The following is a 24,162-nucleotide window of genomic DNA, read 5'->3' on the forward strand; positions in this document are numbered from 1 at the left end:
TCACAACTAGTTTTAAATTACATCCAACTTATAATATGAGACTATTTCAATGACTCATGTTTTACGTCAGGTGAAATACGTTATTTTTGAGCGAAAAATTACCTTTGCCATCGGCTAAGCTGTTGAAAATTATCAACATTACAGTGGTACGTAGGTTAACAATATGGCCTCAATAATAAAGAACACCACAAAGGGGATAAAGAGGTACCCAACTACATCGCGTGCTTGTATTTTTATGCCTTTACCCATTACAGGAAATACCATCAAAAGGAAAAAGGGTTGTAATAAGTTGCTCAAGCTTTCACCATAGGCAATGGACATCGAGGCCCTTGCGGTCATGGCTGTAACTTCCGTCTGAGACAAACCCGCGCCTAAGACTTCCACCATTTTAATGATGCTAGGACCAACCACGGCAAATTCACCACCTGCAGAAGGTATGGCAAAATTGACAACGGCGCCAGTAATAAATGAAATAAACGGATAGGAATCCGTAGTAGCAATAGATACCAATAGTTTGCTGATTTCAGCACCTAAACCCGAAGCCAACATAATACCCATTATTCCTGCATAAAAAGGGTATTGAAATAAGATGCCCGAAATATTGCTCGATGCGCGTTTCATGGCGATGCTAAATCTCAGGGGCGTTACATGCAGTAGCATGCCCAATACCAAGAATATAAAAATGATAATATTAAAATTAAGGTCAAACCCTTTGGTTATGAAGTGGTGCACAATGTAAATGACGCCAAGAAGTCCCACAGCGATTTGTAACCAACCCGCATTATTTAAGAGGTCAGATACGGCTCTAAATGGTAGTTGGTACGATTGGGCTTCGGCTTTAATAGTTTGCTCGCTTCCTGCTCCTGTATCCAGTAAATCCTTTAACTCTTTACCCTTAAATTGTTTTGGGGCAACCAATAGTATTATGAGCGGGCCAATTAGTATATACATCAAGAATATAAATAAATTGAGCAAGGACCCTAAGCTGTACCCTGTAGATATGGTGCTCTCAAGGACGCCACTTTCAATCAAAAAATTATTCTCAGTATTCAACAATAAGGGAATGGAGCTCGACAAGCCACAGACCCAAGAACCTCCAGAAAAATATACACAAGCAATCAAAAACGGATAGTTGATTCCTTTCACACGACTCGCTAATTCCCTAGCCAGAATAGCGGTCATTACAATCATGCCAAAACTGACCATAGAAAAAAGACCACCTGCAATTACAACGATGATATAGACCTGGCTTGGCGATTGTACTAGCTTAGAGAGTTTGTCTATGCCCTTTTCCAATAAGGCGGATTGTGCGATGCAGTATGCGGTTATTATAATAAGCACTATTTGCATACCAAAGGAAAGCAGGCTCCAGAAGCCATCGTACCAACCTTCTAAAATGGTTAAAGGGGTGCTCTCCGTAAAAATAAGGGCGAGTACGGCCATTAAAATTGTGAGCAGTAAGGCAAACACATAAGCACTTGGCATGTATTTGATAAAACCGTCCGTAAATTTTTGGCCTAGTTTGTTGAGCATGGTTAAAACTTATAGGAAACGAATATAAGTGTTTTGCAGTAATATGAGTTATCACATTAGGGGTTACAGAAATCACAATAGGTCGGATCCTCTGTGGTTTTTCCATGTGGTGGTGCTTTTTCTAGGGTATAGGCACATTTTTTACACTGGTATACCAAAGCCTTAATTGATGCTGTGGGCATGCCGCATAAATCACAGGGCAAACCTGTTTTTGTGTCCGTAACACCAAATCCTGGTGTTTTACATTTTGGACATGACGACTTAATTTTAGCTACAAGCTTTTTTGCTGCAGCTTCAATAACTGCCATTCGACTAGGGTTGAACATGGCACGCATATCTGTTTCGGCGTAGATTTCACCGTGCTTTTCGATGATATCTTGAAAAGCTGTTTTTAAATCCTGAAAATCGGTTATCCCTTTAACCATATCCTCTATATTTTCCTTTGATGGTTTTAGAATAAGGGCGTGCGACGGAAACTTAATCAAGTCAGCGAATGCCATGAGTTCGTTTTCACTTGATATAGCCTTACCGTTGAAATTGGTCTCTGTACTTAGTTCCCTAACCACAATTTCAAGGTCGTTTTTCTTATCAATAAAAATGAGAAACTCATCATCCGCACTAGCGAAGAATAGGGAAGGGTGAGGGCCAAAAGAACCTTCGCTCGCCACACCTAAATCGCAATTGTTACATTCCATGGCTTTTAGGCACTTGAGTCGTGCCGTACTTAAAGGGTCTTGCTCCCGTTGCACCTCACCAGAAAACGTCCCGAGTGTATCGGTGTCAAAAGTCTCGTCAATAAAACATTTCACCCCAAGTTCTTGTTCTAAAAGCGGTGCTATAACGTGTTCCTTATGATGTTTTGTAGCAATAATTAGCCGTCGGTCTTTAAACATTGTAGATGAGGTTTAACTGATATAATTCCAAATATTGCGATACTTGCTCATTTGTCTATAGGTGTTTAGAATCATTTTATGTTCTGGTAAGCCCAGGCTTGGATCTAAATTGAGCACCTGTTTAGCGTAATAGCGGGCTTGGGCTAAAATATCCTTGTCTTTAATCACGTCGGCAATGCGTAAATTTAAAACACCACTTTGCTGTGTGCCCATGATATCTCCTGGTCCGCGCAATCTAAGATCTACCTCGGCAATTTCAAAACCATCGTTAGTGCCTACCATGGTTTCTAGTCGCGTTTTACTGTCGTTACTCAACTTATGTCCGGTCATGAGTATGCAATAGCTTTGTTCCGCACCACGACCAACGCGACCTCGTAATTGATGTAATTGCGATAAGCCGAAACGCTCAGCGCTTTCTATTACCATCACTGAGGCGTTGGGCACATTAACACCAACTTCAATAACGGTTGTGGCTACCATAATGTTAGTTTCCCCTTTGGCAAAGCGCTGCATTTCATAGTCTTTATCGGCAGATTTCATTTTGCCATGTACGATGGAGATTTGATAGTCTGGCATGGGGAATTCGCGCGATATGCTATCGTAACCGTCCATAAGATCTTTGTAATCCATTTTTTCACTTTCCTGAATCAAGGGGTAGACGACATAGATCTGTCGGCCCTTGGCAATTTCATCCTTCATAAAGCGAAACACCTTTAACCGATTGTTATCATAACGATGCACCGTTTTGATGGGTTGTCGCCCCGCAGGTAATTCATCGATAACGGAAATGTCCAAATCACCATAAACCGACATGGCCAAGGTTCTTGGAATGGGAGTGGCTGTCATTACTAAAATGTGTGGAGGGACAATGGCCCCGCCAACCTCATTAGGGTCTGTTTCATTTTGGGAAGATTGAGATGAACCCTTATGCCATAACTTGCTTCTTTGAGCTACTCCAAAACGATGTTGTTCATCGATAATGGCAAGGCCTAAATTCTTAAATTTCACCTTATCTTCAAGTAGGGCGTGGGTACCGATTAGAAGCTGTAAATCGCCATTTTCAAGAGTTTCATGAATATGTCTACGTTCTAAAGTGGTACTTGAGCCTGTGAGTAATGAAATACTGATTTTAAGCGGTTTACATAGTTCGTATAATCCATTATAGTGCTGGACTGACAAAATTTCAGTCGGCGCCATTAAGCAACATTGAAAACCGTTGTCAAGCCCCATGAGCATTGACATAAAGGCTACTATGGTCTTTCCGGAGCCGACATCGCCTTGCAATAACCGATTCATTTGAGCATTGCTCCCCAAATCAGATCTAATTTCCTTTAAAACACGTTTCTGGGCATCAGTTAATTCAAAGGGTAAATGGTCTTTATAAAAGGTGTTAAAGTAGTCGCCAACTTTTGAAAATTTAAAGCCCTTGATTTTAGATTTATGGATAAGGTTTTTGAGAATCAATTGTAATTGAATATAGAAAAATTCCTCAAATTTTAATCGAAATTGGGCCCTTGCCAATAGGTCTGGTGACTTCGGAAAATGAATGTTAAACAGCGCCTGGGATTTTGATAGTAATTTTAATTCGCTGCGCATTGTTTGTGGCAAGGTTTCCGAAAATTGGCCTTTGGTTTCAAGAAATAATTGCTGCATTATTTTAGAGACCACACGATTGGTAATTCCTTTATTGGACAGTTTTTCGGTAGAGGGATAAATGGCTTGCATGGCAGAGCGTAAATTGGTCTCGTGCTCCGTCTGTAATTCGATTTCGGGATGTGGCATGCTGAATTTACCATTAAACCAGTTGGCCTTGCCAAATACCACATAGGGCTGATTGGTTTTAAGACTTTCCCGAATCCATTTCTGGCCCCTAAACCAAACGAGCTCCATCATGCCGGTGTCATCCTTAAAGTCGGCTACCAAACGTTTACCGCGCTTTTGGGCGACCTCCCTAAACCCTGTAATTACACCAACAACCTGTACTTCGGCGTTATTTCGTTGTAATTCGTTGATGTGGTAATACTTGGTGCGATCAATATAGCGGTTTGGGAATAGGTTGATGAGGTCTTGATAGGTATGGATACCCAATTCTGAGCGCAATAAATCTGCTCTATTTGGGCCAACACCCTTGAGGTAGTCTATAGGAGTTTGCAAATTGACACTCATAAAGCGAAATTAAGTCATTTCCATAAAAGTTATATAAGATGTTTGCATTTTGGCCTTATACTTGTTTAGTTTTAGGGTATGAAATGTATTGTGATTCTGTTTACTTGTTTTTTGGGCCTCTTGGGTTTTACCCAACAGACCAAATATGTGGATTTCATTGAAGCCAATGCCGTACTTGTTTTAAACCCAGATTCGACGAAGGTGTCAGGTTTGGTTGCCTACGAGATGACAGCGCTGCAGTCTATTGATTCCGTTTTTATAGACGCCAAGAACATGACCTTTCCAGGCGGTATTTCCGTTAATGACAAAAAGGCAAGCTACACCAACGATGGCAATCGCCTTTGGATTTATACACCTTTTAAAAAGGATAGTACTTATAGAATTACTTTCAATTATGATTGTTATCCAAAGCAAGCCCTTTATTTTTTAAAGCGCAAGGAAGATTGGAACATATGGACCCAAGGGCAGGGCAAATACACCAGCCATTGGTTGCCTAGTTTTGACGATGTCAATGAAAAGGTCATATTTAAAATAGGTACTGCCTTTACATCAGGTTACGAGATTATATCCAATGGAAAGCGATTGCAAGGGCTACAAGATGGAAACGTAAATTCTGGTGTCTATGCGATGCAAAAACCCATGTCTAGCTATCTGTTGGCCTTGGTTATAGGGAATTATAACAAGAAAACAGAAACCTCGTCAAGTGGTGTTCCATTAGAATACTATTACTATCCCGAAGATTCTTTAAAAGTGGAACCAACGTATCGTTATAGCAAACGCATGTTTGATTTTTTAGAAGGAGAAATAGGATTTGCTTATCCATGGCAAAACTATAAACAAGTTCCAGTGCATGATTTCTTATACGCTGGCATGGAAAATACCAGCCTTACCATTTTTTCGGATGCCTTCGTCGTGGATTCTATTGGCTTCAACGATAAGAATTACGTCAACGTCAATGCACACGAATTGGCCCACCAGTGGTTTGGCGATTTGGTTACGGCCAAATCGGGTGAGCATCATTGGTTACAAGAGGGCTTTGCTACCTATTATGCCTTATTGGCCGAGCGCGATATTTTTGGTGCAGATTATTTTTACTTTAAATTATTTGAAGCGGCGGTGGAACTGGGGCGCCAGGATTTCTCTGGAGACGGCACCTCACTTCTTAATCCAAAATCGAGTAGTTTAACCTTTTACCAACGTGGGGCCTGGGTGTTGCATGCTTTACGGAGTCTGGTTGGAGACGCTGTTTTTAAAAGGGCGGTTAGGTCGTATTTAGAAAAACATCAGTTCAAAAATGTGCAAACCTCCGATTTTATAACCGAAGTGGAGCGACTTTATGGACGCAATTTAAGCGGGTTTAAACAAAAATGGATAGTTGCTGAGGCATTTCCTTTTGACGATGCCATCGCCTTGTTACAACGGCAATCAGACTATGTTAAAGACTATATGATGATTGATTGTAGTGCAAAATCGGGAAAATGTGCTGAGTATATCAAGTATTATGCTTCCGACGACGCTAAAATTAGGGTTATTTCACAGGCGCCCGAATTAGTGACCGAAGATACCTTTAAACATGGGCTCAGGGTAAGACAGGCCATAGCGCAGTACGTGAAGCAGATTCCCAAAGCGTTGAAAGCTAACTATGAAACACTTCTTAGGGATTCGTCATATCTAACTATTGAGAGTGCGCTTTATAATCTTTGGGTAAATTTTCCAGAGGACCGGCCTAAGTATTTAGCTTCAACACGTGGGGTTTATGGTTTTAGCGACATGAACGTACGCTTGCTTTGGATTGTCTTGAATTTAAGCACGCCCTTTTACGAAGCCGACAATAAACAGCAGCTATACCAAGAGCTAGTAGGTTACACAGAATCTGAATATAATGCCGCATTACGCATGAACGCATTTCGGTATTTGAAAATGATTTCGTCTTGTAACGAGACCTGTTTGTCCAATTTAGAGCTTGCAAAGTCTCATCATAATTGGCAATTGGTTAAGTTTGCTAAGGAAATGACTGAACAATTACAAGAGGTTAAAAATTAATGAGAGCATTAGTAATTTCTGGTGGTGGTAGTAAAGGTGCCTTTGCGGGCGGTGTTGCGCAATATCTTATGGAGAGAGAAAAGCGGCAATACGACATGTTCCTAGGAACCTCTACAGGGAGTTTGTTGGTGCCGCATCTAGCAGTAAATAATATTCCCAAGCTTTACGATATCTTCACTAATGTACAGCAGCATGATATATTTAGTGTGAGTCCCTTTGTTCAGCGAAAAAAAGGGGATAGGGAGTACGTTTCTATTGATTTTGTCAATTCCCTATGGCAGTTTATAAAACGCAAGCGAACCTTTGGGGAAAGTAAGGCCCTTAAGCGCAACATAAAGCGTAATTTCACTTTAGAGGAATATCGGCAAATCAAGGAACAAAAGCACGATGTAGTTGTGACGGTCTCTAACCTTTCCATGAATCGTGTTGAGTATAAATCTATAAACGACTGTACGTACGAGGAGTTTTGTGATTGGATTTGGATATCCTGCAATTACATTCCTTTTATGTCCTTGGCTACCAGAAATGGCTATGAGTATGCGGATGGTGGTTTGGGCTGCGTAATTCCCATTAGGGAAGCTATTTTACGAGGAGCCACAGAGGTCGATGCTATTGTTTTGGAAGCTGAAAACCTTGAAAAACAAAAGGTTTTGGGCCGTAACCCGTTTTCCTTAATGCTTAATTTGTTTGGGCATCTTCTCAATCAAGTGGAGCGGAGTGACATCGTAATCGGCAAACTGGCATCATTAAACAATAATGTGAAGCTGAATTTGTATTACACTCCAACGACCCTAACGGAGAATTCCTTGATCTTCAGTAAGCGGCTGATGGAGAAATGGTGGAAGCAAGGCCATGATTACGCCGAAAAAAAACACGCTAAACAGGTCTCGCTTGAAAGTATTCAAAGCCAAAACCAAACGCTTTTGTAATCTTTGGGTTGTTATAATCCACCAAGGGATGTTACCACATTTCCCCAACTTCTTTTTTTATAAATGACAACGCTGCGTTGCTAGGAGCAGATTTTTCCATGAGTTCTGTCAAAATCACTTCGCGCAGTTTGTTGGCAGTATCTGTTTTTTCGTTCATATTGGATTTGCGAATCAGCTGGATGGTTGCATTTTTAGCAGCTATAATAATGGTCCAGCAATCATCGCTTACATAAATTTGCTGCGATAAATTATGTTCAAATTCTTGTTCAATATTTGCTATAAGTAAGTTTTCATAATCCTCTTTATTAGAAGATGTTGGATGTACTCTTGTAAGTAATTTAGAAGGGGAGATGCGCTCTAAGAAAAGCGCCATGCGTTCATACGCCTGAAGCCTTATGGGGAAAGATTCTTTTTGTCTGTCTTTTTGTATCAAATACCGACGTCTACCAGCTTCATTTTCCATATGCTGCTTAAAGAAGTAATAGGCGACGGCTCCAACAATGGCTGCCGGTAATAAGCTTAAAAGAAAATCTATAATTTTATCTATTTCCATGGGATTAATTAATTTTTTTACAATATTTAAATTTAGTTGGCCACCGAGACGTCGCAGCCATGACATTTAAAATGTTATTGTACGTCAAATGTTAAGATAGTCAAAAGTAAGTTGTGTAAAAGCCTTTACTCCTAATAACATCCCGCTATCATCAATTCTAAAATCCGGTGTATGGTGAGGATACGGTTCTTCGGTACCTGGTGTCATCCCCCCTAAGAAAAAGTAAACACCCGGAACAACCTCTTGAAAAAATGAAAAGTCTTCCCCACCCGTAGTAGCGTTAACCAGTTTAACATTGGCTTCACCCGCCACCTTTTGCAAAGAGGGTAAAATCTGAGCTGTTAAGTCAGCATCGTTATAGGTAATGGCAGCATTGTTTTGAAATACAATTTCAGCTTCGCCTCCATAGGCTTCAGCTATAGATTTTGCCATTTGCGACATACGCTCTATGATGAGGGTGCGCATTTTTGGATCCAGTGTTCTAACGGTGCCAATGAGTTCGGCTGATTCTGGAATAATGTTGAAACGAGTACCCGCTGTTATTTTTCCGACAGTTATTACTGCGGCAGCGTCAGTTAATTTAGCTTCCCGGCTAATGATGGTTTGAAAACCATCAATAATCTTAGCTGAAATTAAGATAGGATCTACACCTGACCAAGGTTGTGAGCCATGGGTTTGTTTACCTTTAACGTTAACAACAAAGCGCTCAACTGAAGCCATGATGCCACCGGTTTTATACGTTATAGTCCCTACAGGAGTTCCTGAATTGATATGTAAACCAAATATGGCGTCAACTTTTGGATTGTCCAAAACACCTTCTTTTACCATAAGTTTGGCACCACCTTCTTCGCCTGGAGGCGGTCCTTCTTCTGCAGGCTGAAAAATAAATTTAACCGTGCCATTCAATTTGTCCTTATGTTTTGTAAGCACTTCCGCTGTGGCCATTAAAATAGCAATGTGGGTGTCGTGTCCACAAGCATGCATCACACCGGTTTCAGTATTTAGAAACGTGGTTCTAACTTCAGATTTGAATGGTAAGTCATTGCGTTCGGTGACAGGCAAGGCATCAATATCTGCGCGTAAAGCGATGACTTTTCCGGGTTGCCCACCTTTTAAAATTCCTACAACTCCAGTTTTTGCGATACCTGTCTGAACTTCTAGTCCAAGGTTTTCCAAGTGTTCGGCAATTTTCTCAGCGGTTTTATATTCCCGGTTCGACAATTCGGGATTCTGATGAAAATAATGGCGCCATTCGATTAATTTTTCTTCAATTTGCTCAATGTCTTTGTCAACCGCAGTTTGAGAAAAACAAAAAAACGGCAGTACTAAAGTTAAGATTAAGAGTTGTTTCATTTTGTAAAAATTTTCACTAATATATTCAAATTTATACAATAATATGCTTTTGATATATTGTTTATAATTTGTATGCTTTAACTATGGAATTCGCCTATACAATACGTATTTTCACGGTTTGAAAAAGATAGTTTTTGCAACAGTATTTAAGTCAACTTAACGATGCCCAGTTAGCGCCAACTTTGCAAAAAGATGGTCCTATGATTGTTATTGCCGGCGCCGGTTCAGGGAAGACACGCGTGCTAACCTTTCGTATCGCTTACCTTATGAGTCAAGGGGTTGACCCCTTTAATATTTTGGCCTTGACTTTTACCAATAAGGCTGCTCGTGAGATGAAGGGACGAATAGCCCGTATCGTTGGTGATTCGGAGGCTAAAAACTTATGGATGGGCACGTTCCATTCCGTATTTGCCAAGATATTAAGAATTGAAGGAGACCGTTTGGGCTATCCAAGTAACTTCACCATTTACGACACACAAGATTCGGACCGCCTAATTTCCTCTATCATTAAGGAATTAGGATTAGACAAGGATATTTATAAATACAAACAGATACGGTCAAGAATTTCCTCCTATAAAAACAGTTTAATTACGGTTAAGGCCTATTTTAATAACCCAGAACTTATGGAAGCCGATGCAGCGGCCAGACGTCCTAGAATGGGAGATATTTATAAGCATTATGTCGAGCGGTGCTTTAAGGCCGGGGCAATGGACTTTGATGATTTATTGCTAAAAACAAATGAGCTTTTGACACGGTTTCCAGATGTTTTAGCCAAATACCAAGATAGATTTCGGTATATATTAGTTGATGAGTACCAAGATACCAATCATTCGCAATATCTTATTGTACGAGCTTTAGCGGACAGATTTCAAAATATATGTGTTGTTGGTGATGATGCCCAGAGTATCTATGCTTTCCGAGGGGCTAATATTAGTAATATTCTTAATTTTCAGCGTGACTATGATGATGTGAAGGAATTTAGATTAGAGCAAAACTATAGGTCTACCAAGAATATTGTGAACGCTGCTAATTCAGTTATCGATAAGAACCAGAATAAACTAGATAAGATTGTCTGGACGGCCAATGACGAAGGCGCTAAAATAAAAGTTAACCGTTTGATGACGGATGGTGATGAAGGACGTTATGTAGCCAGTACTATTTTTGAATCTAAAATGCAAAATCAATTACAAAACAAGGATTTTGCGGTACTTTACAGAACCAATGCTCAGTCACGGGCCATAGAGGATGCTTTGCGTAAGCGTGATATTCCATATCGCATCTATGGTGGATTATCTTTTTACCAGCGAAAAGAAATAAAGGACGTACTTTCTTATTTGAGGTTAATTCTCAACCCTGCTGATGAGGAAGCACTAAAGCGGGTTATTAATTTTCCTTCTAGAGGTATTGGGCAAACGACTTTAGATCGTCTTATTGTGGCTGCTAATGCCTATGATATTCCAATTTTTGATGTCATCAAGCGCATTGATGAACTAGACGTGAAAATAAACTCTGGCACCCGCAACAAACTGAAGGACTTTGTAACAATGATTGAAAGCTTCCAGGTGATGAACACCAATGCCAATGCCTTTGAGCTTTCTGAACACGTGGTTAAGGTTACCGGTCTAATACGAGAATTCAATAAGGATGGTACACCTGAAGGCATCGCTAAGATGGAAAACATTGAGGAGTTACTCAACGGTATTAAAGATTTCGTTGAAGGACAGAAGGAAGTAGCAGATACAAGAGGTGCATTGGCAGAGTTTCTCGAGGATGTAGCACTAGCAACAGATTTGGATGCCGATAAGGGCGACCCTAACCATGTGGCTTTAATGACCATACATCTAGCGAAGGGCTTAGAGTTTCCTCATGTGTTTATAGTAGGCATGGAAGAGGATTTATTCCCAAGCGCTATGAGTATGAATACTCGAAGCGAATTGGAAGAAGAACGACGATTATTCTACGTTGCTCTCACCAGAGCGGAAAAGCAGGCCTATTTGACTTATACCTTATCGCGCTATCGTTGGGGTAAGCTCATAGACGCTGAACCAAGCCGGTTTATAGAGGAAATAGATGAAGACTATTTAGATATTATTACCCCGCTTCAGGAGCAACGGTTTAACCCTATGCTTGATGCTTCCATTTTTGGAGATATCGAGCCCAATAAGGTGCGTTTTGCCAAACCGAAATCTAGAAAAGTTGAAAAGAAGGACGCAAAATCAAAACCTGAAAACTTTAAGATAAATGCACCAAAAAAATTAAAGCCAGTGTCTAAAACGACTAATACCAGTGCCAATTTATTTGATAGTAAGCTTACCGTTGGGAATATTGTGAATCATCAGCGTTTTGGAAGAGGAGAGGTAATGAAGATTGAAGGTGCTGGAGGAGACTTAAAAGCAGAGATAAGATTTGAAAATGGCGACTTAAAAAAACTGCTTTTGAGATTTGCCAAATTAGAAATTGTGGGTTAGTCAGCCCTTTATTTAACCATACACACTGAATTGATATGACCCTTATCGTCGTACTCCACGATAAAATTGTTAGGGTCTGTAATCCACACACCATCAACAATATATAGTGGATGTTGTTATTTTTTAAGAATTTAATAGTATGCAGAAATAAATTATCATTTAATTTCATACTTTTAAATTATGGCAGATTTCATTAAAATATATCCCGAAAATCCTAACCCAAAGGCCATACAAAAAGTGGTTGATGTACTAAAAAGGGGAGGGTTGGTTATTTACCCAACAGATACGGTTTATGGGTTGGGCTGCGATATTACTAAGCTTAAGGCTCTTGAGCGGATTGCTCAAATAAAAGGTGTTAAGCTAGAGAAGTCCAACTTCTCATTCATCTGCGAGGATCTTAGTAATTTAAGTGATTATGTGAAGCAAATTGATACGGCAACGTTTAAGATTTTAAAACGTGCGCTACCTGGACCTTACACATTCATCTTACCGGGTTCAAAAAATTTACCTAGTTCGTTTAAAAAGCGGAAAACCGTTGGGATTCGTGTTCCAGACAATAACATCACCTTAGCCATCGTGAGTGCCTTGGGCAATCCTTTGGTATCTACTTCAATAAGAGACGAGGATGACATAATAGAGTATACCACAGATCCTGAACTTATTTTGGAAAAATGGGATAACTTGGTGGATATTGTTATTGATGGAGGTTATGGAGGAAACGAGGGTTCTACCATTATTGACTTATCTGAAGGCGATCCAGTGGTTGTAAGGGAAGGAAAAGGAAGTCTGGAGATTTTTTAAGTACCTCTTAATATTTTTATTACAGTACTGCTATTGCTATAAAACAGCAATAAAGACAGAACGCCACATACCGAGAACCCAATAAATAATGGTGTCACGGAATCTACAACAAAACCTCCAATAAAGTTGGCGATTGGTACAGCCATAACCGTTGAAATAAAACCATTTAAAGCGGATCCTACGCCAGCAATATGACCCATAGGCTCCATAGCTAAAGCCCTTAAATTTCCAAATAAAAATCCGATAGTAAAAAATTGCAGGGCAAAAAAGCCAACTAAGATTTCAATACTTGGGTTTGAGCTTCTACTGAAAAAAAGTAAGAACAACAACGATATACCTATAAAACTAATCATGGCTGTGTGAACAATCCGTCGCATTCCATATTTTATAACTAGCTGGCTGTTCATGAATGTCGCTAAGCCTACTGAAACTGCCAAACTTGCAAAAATCAAAGGGAATTCCTCGGCCAAGCCGTATTGGTTTTCAAAAATTTGTTGAGAGGTACTTAAATAGACCATAAATGAACCTGTAAAAAGACCGGATAAAATGGTGTAGATCACTGCAGATCTTATCTTAAAGAATTCTAAGGTCCCCGTTTTAAAAATAGTCAAGCGGTAGGGTATCTTATATTTTGGTTTTAATGTTTCTGGTTGGCGCAACCAGAACCAAAACATAACTAGTATTCCAAATAGTAGGGTAAATAAGAAAATAGATCTCCAATCGAAATAAACCATTAATACCTGGCCTAGGGTTGGCGCAATTACAGGCACCAAAATAAAAATCATCACAACGATAGATAATATTTTTGCCATATAATTACCACTGTAAGTATCCCGAACCATGGCAATACACATGGTACGCGGTGAGGCTAAACCTATACCTTGAAGAATCCTTCCGAAAATCATCATTTCGAAACTTCTTGTTGTAATGCAAATAATGGATGCAACGATAAATACGGTGAATCCCATATAGACAATCGGCTTCCGTCCAAAACTATCAGACAATGGTCCAAAGATGAGTTGACCAATACCTAGACCTAAAAATATCATGGTGATTATTTTCTGATTGTCATTGGGGTCAGTTAAATTGAGGTATTCACCAATATTCGGTAGGGCTGGTAAAACCGCATCAATAGAAAGTGCCACAATAGACATTAGAGCTGCCATTAATACCACAAATTCTGCTTGAGATCGATTTTTCATGGCGCAAAAGTAAGTCAATTATCGAGTAATATTTGAAGGAAAGGACATTTATTAAGGTACAATACGTATTTAAACCTACTTTTGCAGTCTTTAAGTACCGGCGTTTACATTAAGGCCTTGTCTTTATTTGACCAAAATCCATGTGTAAAATTCCAGAAATCAACTTGAACACAGGGTGATATTTTAATTAATATTATAAAACCAGATGCCATGAAGCATTTAAAGAATAACCCCAAATCATCCAAATCGAATAAACCCAAAGTCACAATGGCAACAGCCTTTAAGACTATTATTTGGCCAAGACGCAACCTCGTTTTTATAGGGTTAGTGCTTATTGTTATTCGGAGTTTATCAGGCCTTATTTTGCCATGGCAAAGTAAAGTACTGTTAGACGATGTGGTACCTAATAAGGATTTTGACGCCCTGTATACACTTATCGGAATAGTTCTGGCAGCCATTTTAGTGCAATCAGTCACCTCATTTCTATTAACACGTATTTTGAGTGTCCAAGCGCAATATTTAATTTCAGAATTACGGGCTCAGGTGCAAAAGAAGGTGCTTTCTCTTCCCATTCGTTTTTTTGACAATACGAAATCAGGCGCTTTGGTGTCTCGAATTATGAGTGATGTTGAAGGTGTGAGGAATTTAATTGGTACTGGCTTGGTACAGCTTGTAGGAGGCTCCTTCACGGCCATTGTATCCTTGATTATTTTGATAAAATTGAATGCTTGGATGACACTTTTTGTGTTTGTGCCACTCTCTATTTTTGGATTGGTGGCTTTAAAAGCGTTTAAGTTCATACGTCCTGTTTTCAGAAATCGTGGAAAGATCAATGCTGAGGTTACGGGTCGATTAACCGAAACGCTTGCAGGTGTGCGTGTTATAAAAGCCTTTAACGCTGAAGAACAAGAAAATAAAACTTTCGAAAAAGGGGTGGCACGTTTGTATGAAAATGTAAAAAAGAGTTTAACGGCCACTGCTTTAATGACGAGCTCTTCTACATTTTTAATCGGTGTGGCAACCACTGGTATAATGGGTATTGGTGGATATTACATGATAAGTGATAGCATGACTACTGGAGAGTTTTTATTTTTTACCTTGATTCTTGGATTCATGATTGCACCCATTGTCCAAATGAGTAATATAGGAAGCCAACTTACGGAGGCTTTAGCAGGTTTGGACCGAACAGAAGAGCTCATGAATTTAGCTGCTGAAGATGAGCAGGCCGATAGAACAATTCAATTAGAGGGAATACATGGCGATATAAAATTTAAGGATGTGTCTTTTGCTTATGAAGAAGGGAAATCCGTATTGTACAATATAGATTTTGAAGCACCATCAGGTTCAGTTACGGCTTTGGTTGGCAGTTCTGGATCTGGTAAATCGACCATTGCTGGTTTGTCGGCCACATTCTTAAATCCTGAGTCTGGAGTGATTACCATTGACGGTTACGATTTATCCAAGGTAAAACTCAATAGTTTTAGACAGCATTTAGGCGTTGTATTACAAGACGAGTTTTTGTTTGAAGGCACCATACGCGAGAATATTATGTTTCCAAGGCCAAATGCTACTGAAGAACAGCTTCAAAATGCTGTAAAAGCTGCTTATGTCGATGAATTTACTGACCGTTTTGATGATGGCTTAAACACCTTAATTGGCGAACGTGGTGTAAAATTATCTGGAGGACAACGTCAGCGTATAGCTATAGCTAGGGCGATTTTGGCAGACCCCAAAATTATTATTTTAGATGAGGCAACGTCTAATTTAGATACAGAAAGTGAAGGACTTATTCAGAAAAGTTTATCCCAATTGACCAATAATAGAACCACGATTGTTATTGCCCACCGTCTGAGTACGATAAAAAAAGCCAATCAGATTTTGGTAATAGAATCCGGGCGTATTGTGGAACGCGGTACGCATGATGATTTATTGGCCTTGAAAGGGCGCTATTACGATTTATACACATTTCAAGCAAAAATATAGGCCTGAGTTATTATTGTTTAAAAAATTCATAGTTTTATAAGACTGATGTCTTTCTATGTGTTACCAAACTAGACAAACAAAAACCGTTAAGGATTTAGAGCTCCGATATAAGGTGACTTTGAGCAATCCATCCTACGGTCCTTTATTCAATGAGCCTTCACACCATTTAAATGGCTTTGTCCATCCCAATATGCTCCTTATACCGCAACAAAAGCCATCCGTCTTGGCGCCTGGGATTTGGGGTATTGTACCGCCGAACAAAAAGGCTGAGGACATAAGGCCGTATTATAAGGAAAGTGTACGATATGGTTCCGGTTTAAATGCGCAAAGCGAAAAACTCTTTAATCATTTTATTTATAAGCATAGTGTATTTACAATGCGTTGTATTATTCCGGTAACAGGCTTTTTTGAACCACATACGGTGGAAAAGAAAAAGTACCCTGTTTTCATCCATAAAAAGGACGATTCTGCATTTTCACTAGCCGGAATTTATACGATTATTGGAGAACACATCACATTTACCATTCTTACTAAAAAAGCCAATCCTTATTTTGAGCGTATTCACAATGTAAAAAAGCGACAGCCCGTAATTTTAAATGAAGCTTCAGAAACAGAATGGTTGGATACTGAATTAACGGAAGGGGATATCAAATCCATACTTCAGGAAGACTATGACGCAAAGCAACTTGAGGCTTACACCATCAATAACGATTTGTATAAACCTCAGGTTGATTCAAATACTAATACGATTACAGAACCAGTGACATATCCAGGTTTGGCCTACACCTATTTATAAGGGAATATTGCCGTGTTTACGTTTGGGTTTGTTCACTTCTTTGTTCTCAAGGGTCTTAAAGGCTTTAATTAATTTGCGGCGGGTATTTTTAGGTAAAATAACCTCATCTATAAAACCGCGTTCAGCGGCACTGTACGGATTGGCGAAAAGTTTGGCATATTCTGCCTCCTTTTCTTTCCATTTTGCCTCGGGGTCATCAGAGGATTGAATTTCGCGTTTAAAAATAATCTCTGCAGCACCTTTTGCTCCCATAACGGCAATTTCTGCAGATGGCCAAGCAAAATTCATATCTGCACCAATGTGTTTGGAGTTCATTACATCATAAGCACCTCCATAGGCTTTTCTTGTAATAACGGTTATCCTTGGTACGGTAGCTTCACTAAAGGCATATAATAATTTTGCACCATGTACAATAATACCATTCCATTCTTGATCTGTGCCTGGCAAGAAGCCTGGGACATCTTCAAGTACTAACATTGGAATGTTAAAGGCATCACAGAACCGAACAAATCGTGCTGCTTTTTTTGAACTTTTTACACCTAGAACTCCCGCTAAGAACATGGGTTGATTAGCAATAATCCCGATGGATTTGCCTCCCAAGCGCGCAAAACCTACAATAATATTTTCCGCATAGTCTTTATGGATTTCGTAGAACGAATCGGCATCAATAATACCATTGATGACCTCATGCATGTCATATGGCTTGTTGGGATTCTCTGGAACAATAGCAGTCAGGCCTTCTCGCACTTCATCTTGAAGATCATATGCTATGTCTAAAGGTTTCTCCCTATTGCTTTGAGGCAGATAACTTAATAGTTTTTTGACATCTTCAAGGCATTCAACATCATTAGCAGACGTTTTATGGGCGACACCAGATTTCATGGAATGAACACTAGCGCCACCAAGTTCTTCACTGGTAACCTCCTCGTTGGTGACCGTTTTAACTACGTTAGGTCCAGTAACAAACATATAACTCGTGTCTTGCACCATAATTGTAAAATCAGTCATAGCTGGCGAGTACACGGCACCACCAGCACAAGGTCCCATAATGGCCGAAATTTGAGGGATGACACCTGAGGCTTGCACATTTCGATAGAATATATCTGCATAGCCACCCAAGGAGCGAACACCCTCTTGAATACGTGCACCACCGGAATCGTTTAAGCCGATTACAGGTGCCCCTACATTAACGGCCATATCCATAATCTTACAAATTTTTTCAGCATGGGTTTCAGATAGTGATCCACCAAAAACTGTAAAATCTTGTGCAAACACATATACTAAGCGTCCATCAACAGTACCATAGCCAGTAATCACACCATCCCCATAGAACTTTTGACTTTCCATACCGAAGTCTTTAGTTCGGTGGGTCACTAAAGCACCTATTTCCTCAAAGGAGCCTTGGTCTAAGAGATAAAGAACCCGTTCCCTTGCGGTCAGTTTCTTTTTCTGGTGCTGCTTGTCTATTCTAGCCTGGCCACCGCCGATTTTCGCTAGGGCTAATTTATCGTTAAGGCTTTTTATCTTTTGGTCCATAATGTCTTAGTTAGGTAGTCTTAATAGTTTTTGATCTTTTAAAAATAGCTTCAATGCCAGTTTTGCTGCAATTTCTGCCTCTTCTGCATGTTTTGCTTCCAATAGGCTGGGTGAGTAGTAGTTCTTAACGAAGTGTGTGTCGAAGTTGCCACTTCTAAAAGCATCGTGCTCACAGACGAAACGTCCAAAAGGCAGGGTCGTTTCAACACCTTTGATGTGATAATTGTCAATAGCTTCAATCATGCGTTGAATGGCCTCATTTCGGTTTTTTCCGTAGGTAATCAATTTCGATAACATCGGATCATAATAAATGGGTATGTCCATACCTTCCTCAAATCCATTATCAACACGGATATTATCACCTTGTGGTAATCGATAAACCTCTAGATTTCCCACGCTTGGTAAAAAATCATTCATAGGATCTTCAGCATAAACACGCAGTTCAAGGGCATGTCCTTGTATTTTGAGGTCTTCCTGTTTAATTTGAAGCGCTTCACCTCTTGCCACATTAATTTGAAGCTCAACCAAATCTACACCAGAAATCCATTCTGAAACAGGGTGTTCTACCTGAAGACGTGTATTCATTTCCAAGAAATAAAAATTATGGTCAGCATCCATTAAGAACTCTACGGTTCCTGCGCCGAGATAATCACAAGAACGTGCAACATTAATTGCGGCCTTGCCCATTTCCTCCCGTAATTCAGGCGTCAGAATTGCAGATGGCGCCTCTTCAACTACTTTTTGATGACGGCGCTGTATAGAACATTCACGCTCAAAGAAGTGCAATATATTTCCGTGACTATCTGCCATTACCTGTATTTCTATATGGCGTGGTGAGCTTACATATTTTTCAACAAAAACAGAACCATCACCAAACGCAGAGGTAGCCTCACTAATAGCCCGTTTCATTTGATCTACAACATCCTTCTCTTTTTCTACGATGCGCATTCCTTTGCCTCCACCACCAGCTGCAGCTTTTATAAGGATGGGAAATCCAATTGACTTAGCAATTTCCACGGCTTCCATAGGATCTGTTACAGCGCGATCCACTCCTGGAACCATAGGAATATTATAGTGCTTTACGGCATCTTTTGCTGCGAGTTTGTCACCCATCATCCTGATAGCTTTAGATCGTGGACCTATAAAAATGATATCGTTTTTTTCGCAGTTTTCTGCAAAATTTGCATTTTCACTGAGGAACCCGTAGCCAGGATGTATACCATCAACGTTCAGGGATTTAGCTACTTTTATAATTTTGTCACCTCTTAAATAAGATTCACTTGATGGTGGCGGACCAATACAAACAGCTTGATCGGCAAATTTTACATGTGGTGCATTTCTATCTGCTTCAGAATAAACGGCTACGGTTTTAATTCCCATCTTTCTTGCCGTACGCATTACACGGATAGCAATTTCGCCTCTATTGGCGACTAGTATTTTTTTCATTTTATTCGAATTCGATTAAAAGTGTATTTTTATCAACGGTATCACCTTTTTTTACCTTTAGGGATTTAACCACGCCATCCCGTGGGGAATTGATAACATTTTCCATTTTCATGGCTTCGAGAATAAGTAAAACTTCGTCAGTCTTAACCTCTTGACCTTCCTTAATATTGATTTCAAGAATCAAACCCGGCATAGGTGCCTTAATATTGTTCACCTTTTTGGAAGCTCCCATTTCAAAACCTAATGAAGCGATTTGCTCATCTAGTTTATCCATGATTCCAACATTATAACTGTTGTTGTTTACGTTTATGGTGTAGTGCTTTTTGTTGAAGTCCGATTTTAAAACCTGAGCTTTAAATGAGCTATTGTTTTGAAGGATGTGATACTCATTTTTTGATGTTTTAACCGCATCAAGATCTTTGGATGCTTCTTCCGTAACATCGAAGTTATGGGAAGCATTGACTTTTGCTTTATACATGTAAGATGATTTATTAAACTTAGGCTAAATTATGGATAAGTAGCTCTCTAAAATATGAAATAAATCATGTTTGCGAAAACTTTACAAAGATTTAAAATAGGAATATTCTAGGATTTGGATCTGTCTATGGCACTATGCCTTATGCACTAACAGACTTAAGCGTCGAGATGCTCTTTAATAGCCTGTATTACAAAAAGATAATACTCTCGATTGCTAGCTACAAAATGATTGTTGGTTTCACTATGTTCGAGCAGTTTATTAAACTCTGTAATGTCAACTAATTTTAGGGCCTCAACTTCTTCAGGCTGAGGAATCAATTCATCTAAACTATAATGTAATTGGGCTATAAACACCTGATGAAACTCGTAGTCCTTTATTTTGCCGCCATTATATTGAGATTCGTGAAGTCTGACACCTATTTTTTTTAAATCACCTGCCGCCAAGCGCAGTCCGATTTCTTCATGGGTTTCTCTCAACGCTGCCTCAATAATAGCTTCGCCGGCATCAATATGGCCTGCCACGGAGACATCCCAGAGTAAGGGGAAAATTGACTTTTTATGGGAGCGCTGTTGCAATAGGATTTTTCCGTCTAGAGTGTAAAGCCAAAGATGGATGGTATTATGGTACCAACCCTTTGCATGTGCTTCGGATTTTAACCCAATCAGACCTGTCGTTTTGCCGTCTTGCGTTACGATATCAATGTAATCGTCCATTATGGATAGGAAATATTCAGGCACTTCGAACACCTCGGTGCCTGAATAAGTAAACATTATTTAAAATAGCTAAACGTCTCGCCTTCTTTTATTTTTAAAAGTGTCTCATAAATTAAGCGAATGACATTTTCAACATCTTCTTTGTGAACCATTTCAACTGTGGTATGCATATAGCGCAAGGGCAACGAAATAAGTGCAGATGCTACACCTCCATTACTGTATGCAAATGCATCGGTATCTGTGCCTGTGGCTCTAGATAAGGCAGCACGCTGAAAAGGAATCTTTTTGTCTTCTGCCGTATCAGTTATGAGGTCACGTAATTTTTGTTGAACGGCAGGTGCATAAGCTACCACTGGACCCTTACCAATTTCGGCATAACCTTGTTTTTTCTGATCGATCATGGGTGTTGTTGTGTCATGTGTAACATCCGTAACGATAGCCACATTGGGTTTGATGGTTTGTGTGATCATTTCGGCACCACGAAGACCTATTTCTTCTTGAACGGAATTGGTGATGTATAAGCCAAAAGGGAGTTTCTTTTTGTTTTCGTGCAATAAACGAGCTACTTCTGCAATCATGAACCCTCCCATTCGATTATCTAAAGCACGGCACACAAACTTATTGCCATTGAGAACGTGGAATTCATCGGGATAAGTGATAACGCAACCTACATGAACGCCCATTTTCTCTACTTCTTTTTTGTCTTTAGCGCCAATATCTATGCAGATATTTTCTGGTTTTGGTGCCTCTTCTTTTGAACGGTCCCGTGTATGTATGGCAGGCCATCCAAAAACGCCTTTGACAATACCTTTTTTAGTATGGATATTTACCACTTTACTTGGTGCAATTTGGTGATCACTGCCGCCATTTCGTATGACGTATATTAAGCCATTGTCCGAAATGTAATTCACATACCAAGAAATTTCATCAGCATGGCCTTCTATAACAACCTTGTATTTGGCTTTTGGATTGATAATCGCTACGGCACTTCCGTAAGTATCTGTAATAAAGTCATCTACGTATGGTTTGAGGTAGTCCATCCAAATCTTTTGTCCGTTCCATTCATAACCCGTTGGTGAAGCGTTGTTTAAATATTTTTCTAAAAAGTCCATTGACTTTTTTGTTAATAATTGCTTTTTTGCCATGTGCTAAAATTTTTTCTTAAAAATAATAATATTAATATGAATTTAAGGTTAAAGGTGCTATTAATTCTTAATTTTGAATATGGCATTATCGTTGGGTTTTGGCACGTTTTTGGTAGCAAGGGAATTCATGAAGAATTTAGTCATTTTTGTAATAGGTTTCTCCTCAATAATCGTTTCTGCACAGGTAAACCCAAAGGAGCGAGATTCTACCCAGATTGAATATATTATTATAGAAGGTGATTCTATACCAAGAACAGTAATTGATTTAGATGAAGTCTTATTGTTACCTAACTTAAGTTTTGATAATCGCGATGCACGAATTAGATATCTTATCTTGAAACGGAAAACCCTTAAGGTGTACCCTTATGCCAAATTGGCTGCTGAGCGGCTGGAAGCGCTCAACGAACGCCTTTCAACATTGAAACGCAAAAGGGACAAACGTAAATACGCCAAGGTTATTCAAAGGTATATAGAGGATGAGTTTTCTGCAGAATTGAAAAAGCTGACTAAAACAGAAGGTCAGATTCTTGTTAAATTGATTCACAGACAAACCGGAAAAACAACATTTGACCTCATTAAGGAATTACGTAGTGGTTGGCGTGCGTTTTGGTATAATAATACCGCCAGTTTGTTCGATATTTCTTTAAAACGTGAATTTGCGCCCTTGGATGAATTAGAGGATTACTTAATTGAGGATATTTTACAACGTGCCTTTCAGAATCAGATTTTAGAACGGCAGAATCCAGCATTTGATATTGATTTCTATTCTTGTGTTAATAAATGGTCTAAACCCAAAAAAAAATACGGTGGCTAATGCATGAGCAAACAATAATTGAAGAGAGACTTAATGCCATTTCTCACGGCATAGGTGCTATGTTGGGTGTTACAGCGCTCATTTTATTGATTGTCTATGTAGACGCTTCTATACCTTTTGGTCTTTTTAGCGTTAGTGTATATGGGTTATCCTTAATTGTGCTTTTTCTTGCGTCTACACTGTATCATTCCACAAGGGATGAAAAACGGAAACACTATTTTAGAATTGTTGATCACGTAAGTATCTACTTCCTCATTGCAGGCACCTATACGCCTGTATTGTTAATTTCGCTTACCGATAGCTTAGGTTGGACGCTGTTTTGGGTGGTTTGGGGGATTGCAGGCTTTGGTGTGATTCTGAAATTGTTTTTTACGGGACGCTTTGAGGTATTCTCAACCCTGCTTTACCTTGTAATGGGCTGGCTGATTGTGTTCGATTTCTCTAATCTTTCGGATACTGTCGGCCCAAATGGTATACTGTGGTTATTTGCAGGAGGCTTATTTTACACGGTGGGCATTATTTTCTATGCGGTACAGAAAATTCCATACAATCATGTCATCTGGCATCTCTTTGTGCTTGGTGGTGCTATTTGCCATTTCTTCATGATTTTTTTTCACATAATTTAAATCATCTTTTAAAGATGATAAACTGCACTACAATACCGATTAGTAAAATAACAGCAATTTCTATTTTGGACATGGTGTCTGATGTGTCAAAGGAGTTTTGAGCGAATTTTGTTAGGCTTTCGCCTTCGGATACTTGAATTTTAGCGAGATTGTCTAAATCCTTTTGGATACGGTTGAGATGAATTTTAATCTTTGATTTGTTGCTGGCTGAATCTATATCTGAACTCGTATTCTTCAAGACTCTTAAATCCTCATAGTCCTGTTGAAACTTCTTAAATACCGATTTTTCCTCATTGGTCAATTTGGTTGCGCTGTAATCTGAAATTAGTTGATCAATCTTACTTTGCGCCATAACATCTTCAACATTTTGTGTCTCACTTAGAAGTGCTTTTTCTTGTTTATGGAAAACAGAGCTAAGCTGGTATAGATAACCCTTTGCAACCAATCTGTCTTCGTATACTGAAGTCAGTGATTCATTCATTCTATCAAAACGTCTTTTGTCTAATCTATTGGTGGCCAATACGAGTAAAAAAACGATAGCGAAGGCAAAACCTATTTTTATACGATTACTTACGGTTAGTTTATTACCCATTTCAAATGCTTTAGTATCACTAAAATACTACAAGCACTACGTTTTACCTTACTATTTAACACATCTTTTGGATAAGGTATTGATTGTGATTC

At 39.3% G+C, this 24,162-nt stretch carries 20 protein-coding genes; 8 read left to right on the forward strand and 12 right to left on the reverse strand.

All coding sequences use genetic code 11. The annotated features are described in order from the left end of the window. Positions 1-138 precede the first annotated feature (138 nt). The 3 genes from CA834_RS04180 to recG are packed head-to-tail and all read right to left on the reverse strand — an operon-like array spanning position 139 to position 4,592. Positions 139-1,533, reverse strand: coding sequence for a short-chain fatty acid transporter (locus tag CA834_RS04180; protein WP_094967421.1), 1,395 nt, complete (start codon positions 1,531-1,533; stop codon positions 139-141). A 56-nt stretch (positions 1,534-1,589) separates the two neighbouring features. Further along, on the reverse strand, positions 1,590-2,426 hold the full coding sequence (locus CA834_RS04185; protein WP_094967422.1) for a DUF6671 family protein: 837 nt from the start codon (positions 2,424-2,426) through the stop codon (positions 1,590-1,592). Positions 2,427-2,438: 12 nt separating this feature from the next. Further along, positions 2,439-4,592 carry an ATP-dependent DNA helicase RecG gene (gene recG, locus CA834_RS04190; RefSeq protein ID WP_094967423.1) on the reverse strand — a complete coding sequence of 718 codons (2,154 nt, stop codon included), beginning with the start codon at positions 4,590-4,592 and terminating at the stop codon, positions 2,439-2,441. A gap of 78 nt (positions 4,593-4,670) precedes the next feature. Here recG and CA834_RS04195 point away from each other — a divergent pair, with 78 nt between their 5' ends. Continuing rightward, positions 4,671-6,635 carry a M1 family metallopeptidase gene (locus CA834_RS04195; protein WP_094967424.1) on the forward strand — a complete coding sequence of 655 codons (1,965 nt, stop codon included), beginning with the start codon at positions 4,671-4,673 and terminating at the stop codon, positions 6,633-6,635. Beyond that, positions 6,635-7,564, forward strand: a complete 930-nt coding sequence (locus CA834_RS04200; RefSeq protein WP_094967425.1) for a patatin-like phospholipase family protein — start codon at positions 6,635-6,637, stop codon at positions 7,562-7,564. Before CA834_RS04195 ends, CA834_RS04200 begins: the two co-directional genes overlap by 1 nt. 31 nt (positions 7,565-7,595) lie before the next feature. Here the strand turns inward: CA834_RS04200 and CA834_RS04205 are convergent, their stop codons facing one another. Further along, positions 7,596-8,117: a DUF7935 family protein gene (locus CA834_RS04205; RefSeq protein ID WP_094967728.1), complete on the reverse strand. Its 522-nt coding sequence runs from the start codon at positions 8,115-8,117 to the stop codon at positions 7,596-7,598. Positions 8,118-8,201: 84 nt separating this feature from the next. Then, entirely contained in the window at positions 8,202-9,470 is a 1,269-nt protein-coding gene (locus CA834_RS04210; protein WP_094967426.1) for an amidohydrolase, read from the reverse strand. Between the two features lie 134 nt (positions 9,471-9,604). Here CA834_RS04210 and CA834_RS04215 point away from each other — a divergent pair, with 134 nt between their 5' ends. Next, positions 9,605-11,938, forward strand: coding sequence for an ATP-dependent helicase (locus CA834_RS04215; protein WP_094967427.1), 2,334 nt, complete (start codon positions 9,605-9,607; stop codon positions 11,936-11,938). 180 nt (positions 11,939-12,118) lie between these two features. Beyond that, positions 12,119-12,739: an L-threonylcarbamoyladenylate synthase gene (locus tag CA834_RS04220; protein WP_094967428.1), complete on the forward strand. Its 621-nt coding sequence runs from the start codon at positions 12,119-12,121 to the stop codon at positions 12,737-12,739. On the opposite strand, the gene CA834_RS04225 is transcribed toward CA834_RS04220, so the two are convergent. After that, complete coding sequence (locus CA834_RS04225; protein WP_094967429.1) at positions 12,736-13,941, reverse strand: multidrug effflux MFS transporter; 1,206 nt, start codon at positions 13,939-13,941, stop codon at positions 12,736-12,738. The genes CA834_RS04220 and CA834_RS04225 overlap by 4 nt on opposite strands. Positions 13,942-14,151: 210 nt before the next feature. Here CA834_RS04225 and CA834_RS04230 point away from each other — a divergent pair, with 210 nt between their 5' ends. Beyond that, complete coding sequence (locus CA834_RS04230) at positions 14,152-15,924, forward strand: ABC transporter ATP-binding protein (RefSeq protein WP_094967430.1); 1,773 nt, start codon at positions 14,152-14,154, stop codon at positions 15,922-15,924. Between the two features lie 55 nt (positions 15,925-15,979). Beyond that, positions 15,980-16,720 (forward strand): SOS response-associated peptidase, encoded by a 741-nt coding sequence (locus CA834_RS04235; RefSeq protein WP_094967431.1) that lies wholly within the window; start codon positions 15,980-15,982, stop codon positions 16,718-16,720. Here the strand turns inward: CA834_RS04235 and CA834_RS04240 are convergent. From CA834_RS04240 to CA834_RS04260, 5 genes are all read right to left on the reverse strand, one after another. After that, entirely contained in the window at positions 16,715-18,256 is a 1,542-nt protein-coding gene (locus CA834_RS04240; RefSeq protein WP_094967432.1) for an acyl-CoA carboxylase subunit beta, read from the reverse strand. The genes CA834_RS04235 and CA834_RS04240 overlap by 6 nt on opposite strands. Before the next feature lie 6 nt (positions 18,257-18,262). Next, positions 18,263-19,702, reverse strand: coding sequence for an acetyl-CoA carboxylase biotin carboxylase subunit (gene accC, locus CA834_RS04245; protein WP_094967433.1), 1,440 nt, complete (start codon positions 19,700-19,702; stop codon positions 18,263-18,265). 1 nt (position 19,703) lies between these two features. After that, on the reverse strand, positions 19,704-20,180 hold the full coding sequence (locus CA834_RS04250) for an acetyl-CoA carboxylase biotin carboxyl carrier protein subunit (protein WP_094967434.1): 477 nt from the start codon (positions 20,178-20,180) through the stop codon (positions 19,704-19,706). Between the two features lie 155 nt (positions 20,181-20,335). Then, positions 20,336-20,950, reverse strand: a complete 615-nt coding sequence (locus CA834_RS04255) for an NUDIX hydrolase (protein WP_240507456.1) — start codon at positions 20,948-20,950, stop codon at positions 20,336-20,338. Then, positions 20,950-22,038, reverse strand: a complete 1,089-nt coding sequence (locus CA834_RS04260; protein ID WP_094967435.1) for a M42 family metallopeptidase — start codon at positions 22,036-22,038, stop codon at positions 20,950-20,952. Before CA834_RS04260 ends, CA834_RS04255 begins: the two co-directional genes overlap by 1 nt. A gap of 127 nt (positions 22,039-22,165) precedes the next feature. Between CA834_RS04260 and CA834_RS04265 the strand changes: the two genes are divergently transcribed. Continuing rightward, positions 22,166-22,852: a DUF4294 domain-containing protein gene (locus tag CA834_RS04265; RefSeq protein WP_094967730.1), complete on the forward strand. Its 687-nt coding sequence runs from the start codon at positions 22,166-22,168 to the stop codon at positions 22,850-22,852. Further along, positions 22,852-23,478 carry a PAQR family membrane homeostasis protein TrhA gene (gene trhA / locus CA834_RS04270; protein WP_094967436.1) on the forward strand — a complete coding sequence of 209 codons (627 nt, stop codon included), beginning with the start codon at positions 22,852-22,854 and terminating at the stop codon, positions 23,476-23,478. The genes CA834_RS04265 and trhA overlap by 1 nt, the downstream gene beginning before the upstream one ends. A 1-nt stretch (position 23,479) precedes the next feature. Here trhA and CA834_RS04275 read toward each other — a convergent pair whose 3' ends face one another. Then, complete coding sequence (locus CA834_RS04275) at positions 23,480-24,070, reverse strand: MCP four helix bundle domain-containing protein (protein ID WP_094967437.1); 591 nt, start codon at positions 24,068-24,070, stop codon at positions 23,480-23,482. Positions 24,071-24,162: the final 92 nt, after the last annotated feature.

This window comes from Winogradskyella aurantia (genome assembly GCF_002266855.1).
Lineage (GTDB): Bacteria > Bacteroidota > Bacteroidia > Flavobacteriales > Flavobacteriaceae > Winogradskyella > Winogradskyella aurantia.

Bases quoted from the DNA above. Each gene is read 5' to 3' on its own strand.
- CA834_RS04180 (WP_094967421.1), bottom strand. From the start codon at position 1,533: ATGCTCAACAAACTAGGCCAAAAATTTACGGACGGTTTTATCAAATAC.
- CA834_RS04185 (WP_094967422.1), bottom strand. From the start codon at position 2,426: ATGTTTAAAGACCGACGGCTAATTATTGCTACAAAACATCATAAGGAA.
- recG (WP_094967423.1), bottom strand. From the start codon at position 4,592: ATGAGTGTCAATTTGCAAACTCCTATAGACTACCTCAAGGGTGTTGGC.
- CA834_RS04195 (WP_094967424.1), top strand. From the start codon at position 4,671: ATGAAATGTATTGTGATTCTGTTTACTTGTTTTTTGGGCCTCTTGGGT.
- CA834_RS04200 (WP_094967425.1), top strand. From the start codon at position 6,635: ATGAGAGCATTAGTAATTTCTGGTGGTGGTAGTAAAGGTGCCTTTGCG.
- CA834_RS04205 (WP_094967728.1), bottom strand. From the start codon at position 8,117: ATGGAAATAGATAAAATTATAGATTTTCTTTTAAGCTTATTACCGGCA.
- CA834_RS04210 (WP_094967426.1), bottom strand. From the start codon at position 9,470: ATGAAACAACTCTTAATCTTAACTTTAGTACTGCCGTTTTTTTGTTTT.
- CA834_RS04220 (WP_094967428.1), top strand. From the start codon at position 12,119: ATGGCAGATTTCATTAAAATATATCCCGAAAATCCTAACCCAAAGGCC.
- CA834_RS04225 (WP_094967429.1), bottom strand. From the start codon at position 13,941: ATGAAAAATCGATCTCAAGCAGAATTTGTGGTATTAATGGCAGCTCTA.
- CA834_RS04230 (WP_094967430.1), top strand. From the start codon at position 14,152: ATGAAGCATTTAAAGAATAACCCCAAATCATCCAAATCGAATAAACCC.
- CA834_RS04235 (WP_094967431.1), top strand. From the start codon at position 15,980: ATGTGTTACCAAACTAGACAAACAAAAACCGTTAAGGATTTAGAGCTC.
- CA834_RS04240 (WP_094967432.1), bottom strand. From the start codon at position 18,256: ATGGACCAAAAGATAAAAAGCCTTAACGATAAATTAGCCCTAGCGAAA.
- accC (WP_094967433.1), bottom strand. From the start codon at position 19,702: ATGAAAAAAATACTAGTCGCCAATAGAGGCGAAATTGCTATCCGTGTA.
- CA834_RS04250 (WP_094967434.1), bottom strand. From the start codon at position 20,180: ATGTATAAAGCAAAAGTCAATGCTTCCCATAACTTCGATGTTACGGAA.
- CA834_RS04255 (WP_240507456.1), bottom strand. From the start codon at position 20,950: ATGTTTACTTATTCAGGCACCGAGGTGTTCGAAGTGCCTGAATATTTC.
- CA834_RS04260 (WP_094967435.1), bottom strand. From the start codon at position 22,038: ATGGCAAAAAAGCAATTATTAACAAAAAAGTCAATGGACTTTTTAGAA.
- CA834_RS04265 (WP_094967730.1), top strand. From the start codon at position 22,166: ATGAAGAATTTAGTCATTTTTGTAATAGGTTTCTCCTCAATAATCGTT.
- trhA (WP_094967436.1), top strand. From the start codon at position 22,852: ATGCATGAGCAAACAATAATTGAAGAGAGACTTAATGCCATTTCTCAC.
- CA834_RS04275 (WP_094967437.1), bottom strand. From the start codon at position 24,070: ATGGGTAATAAACTAACCGTAAGTAATCGTATAAAAATAGGTTTTGCC.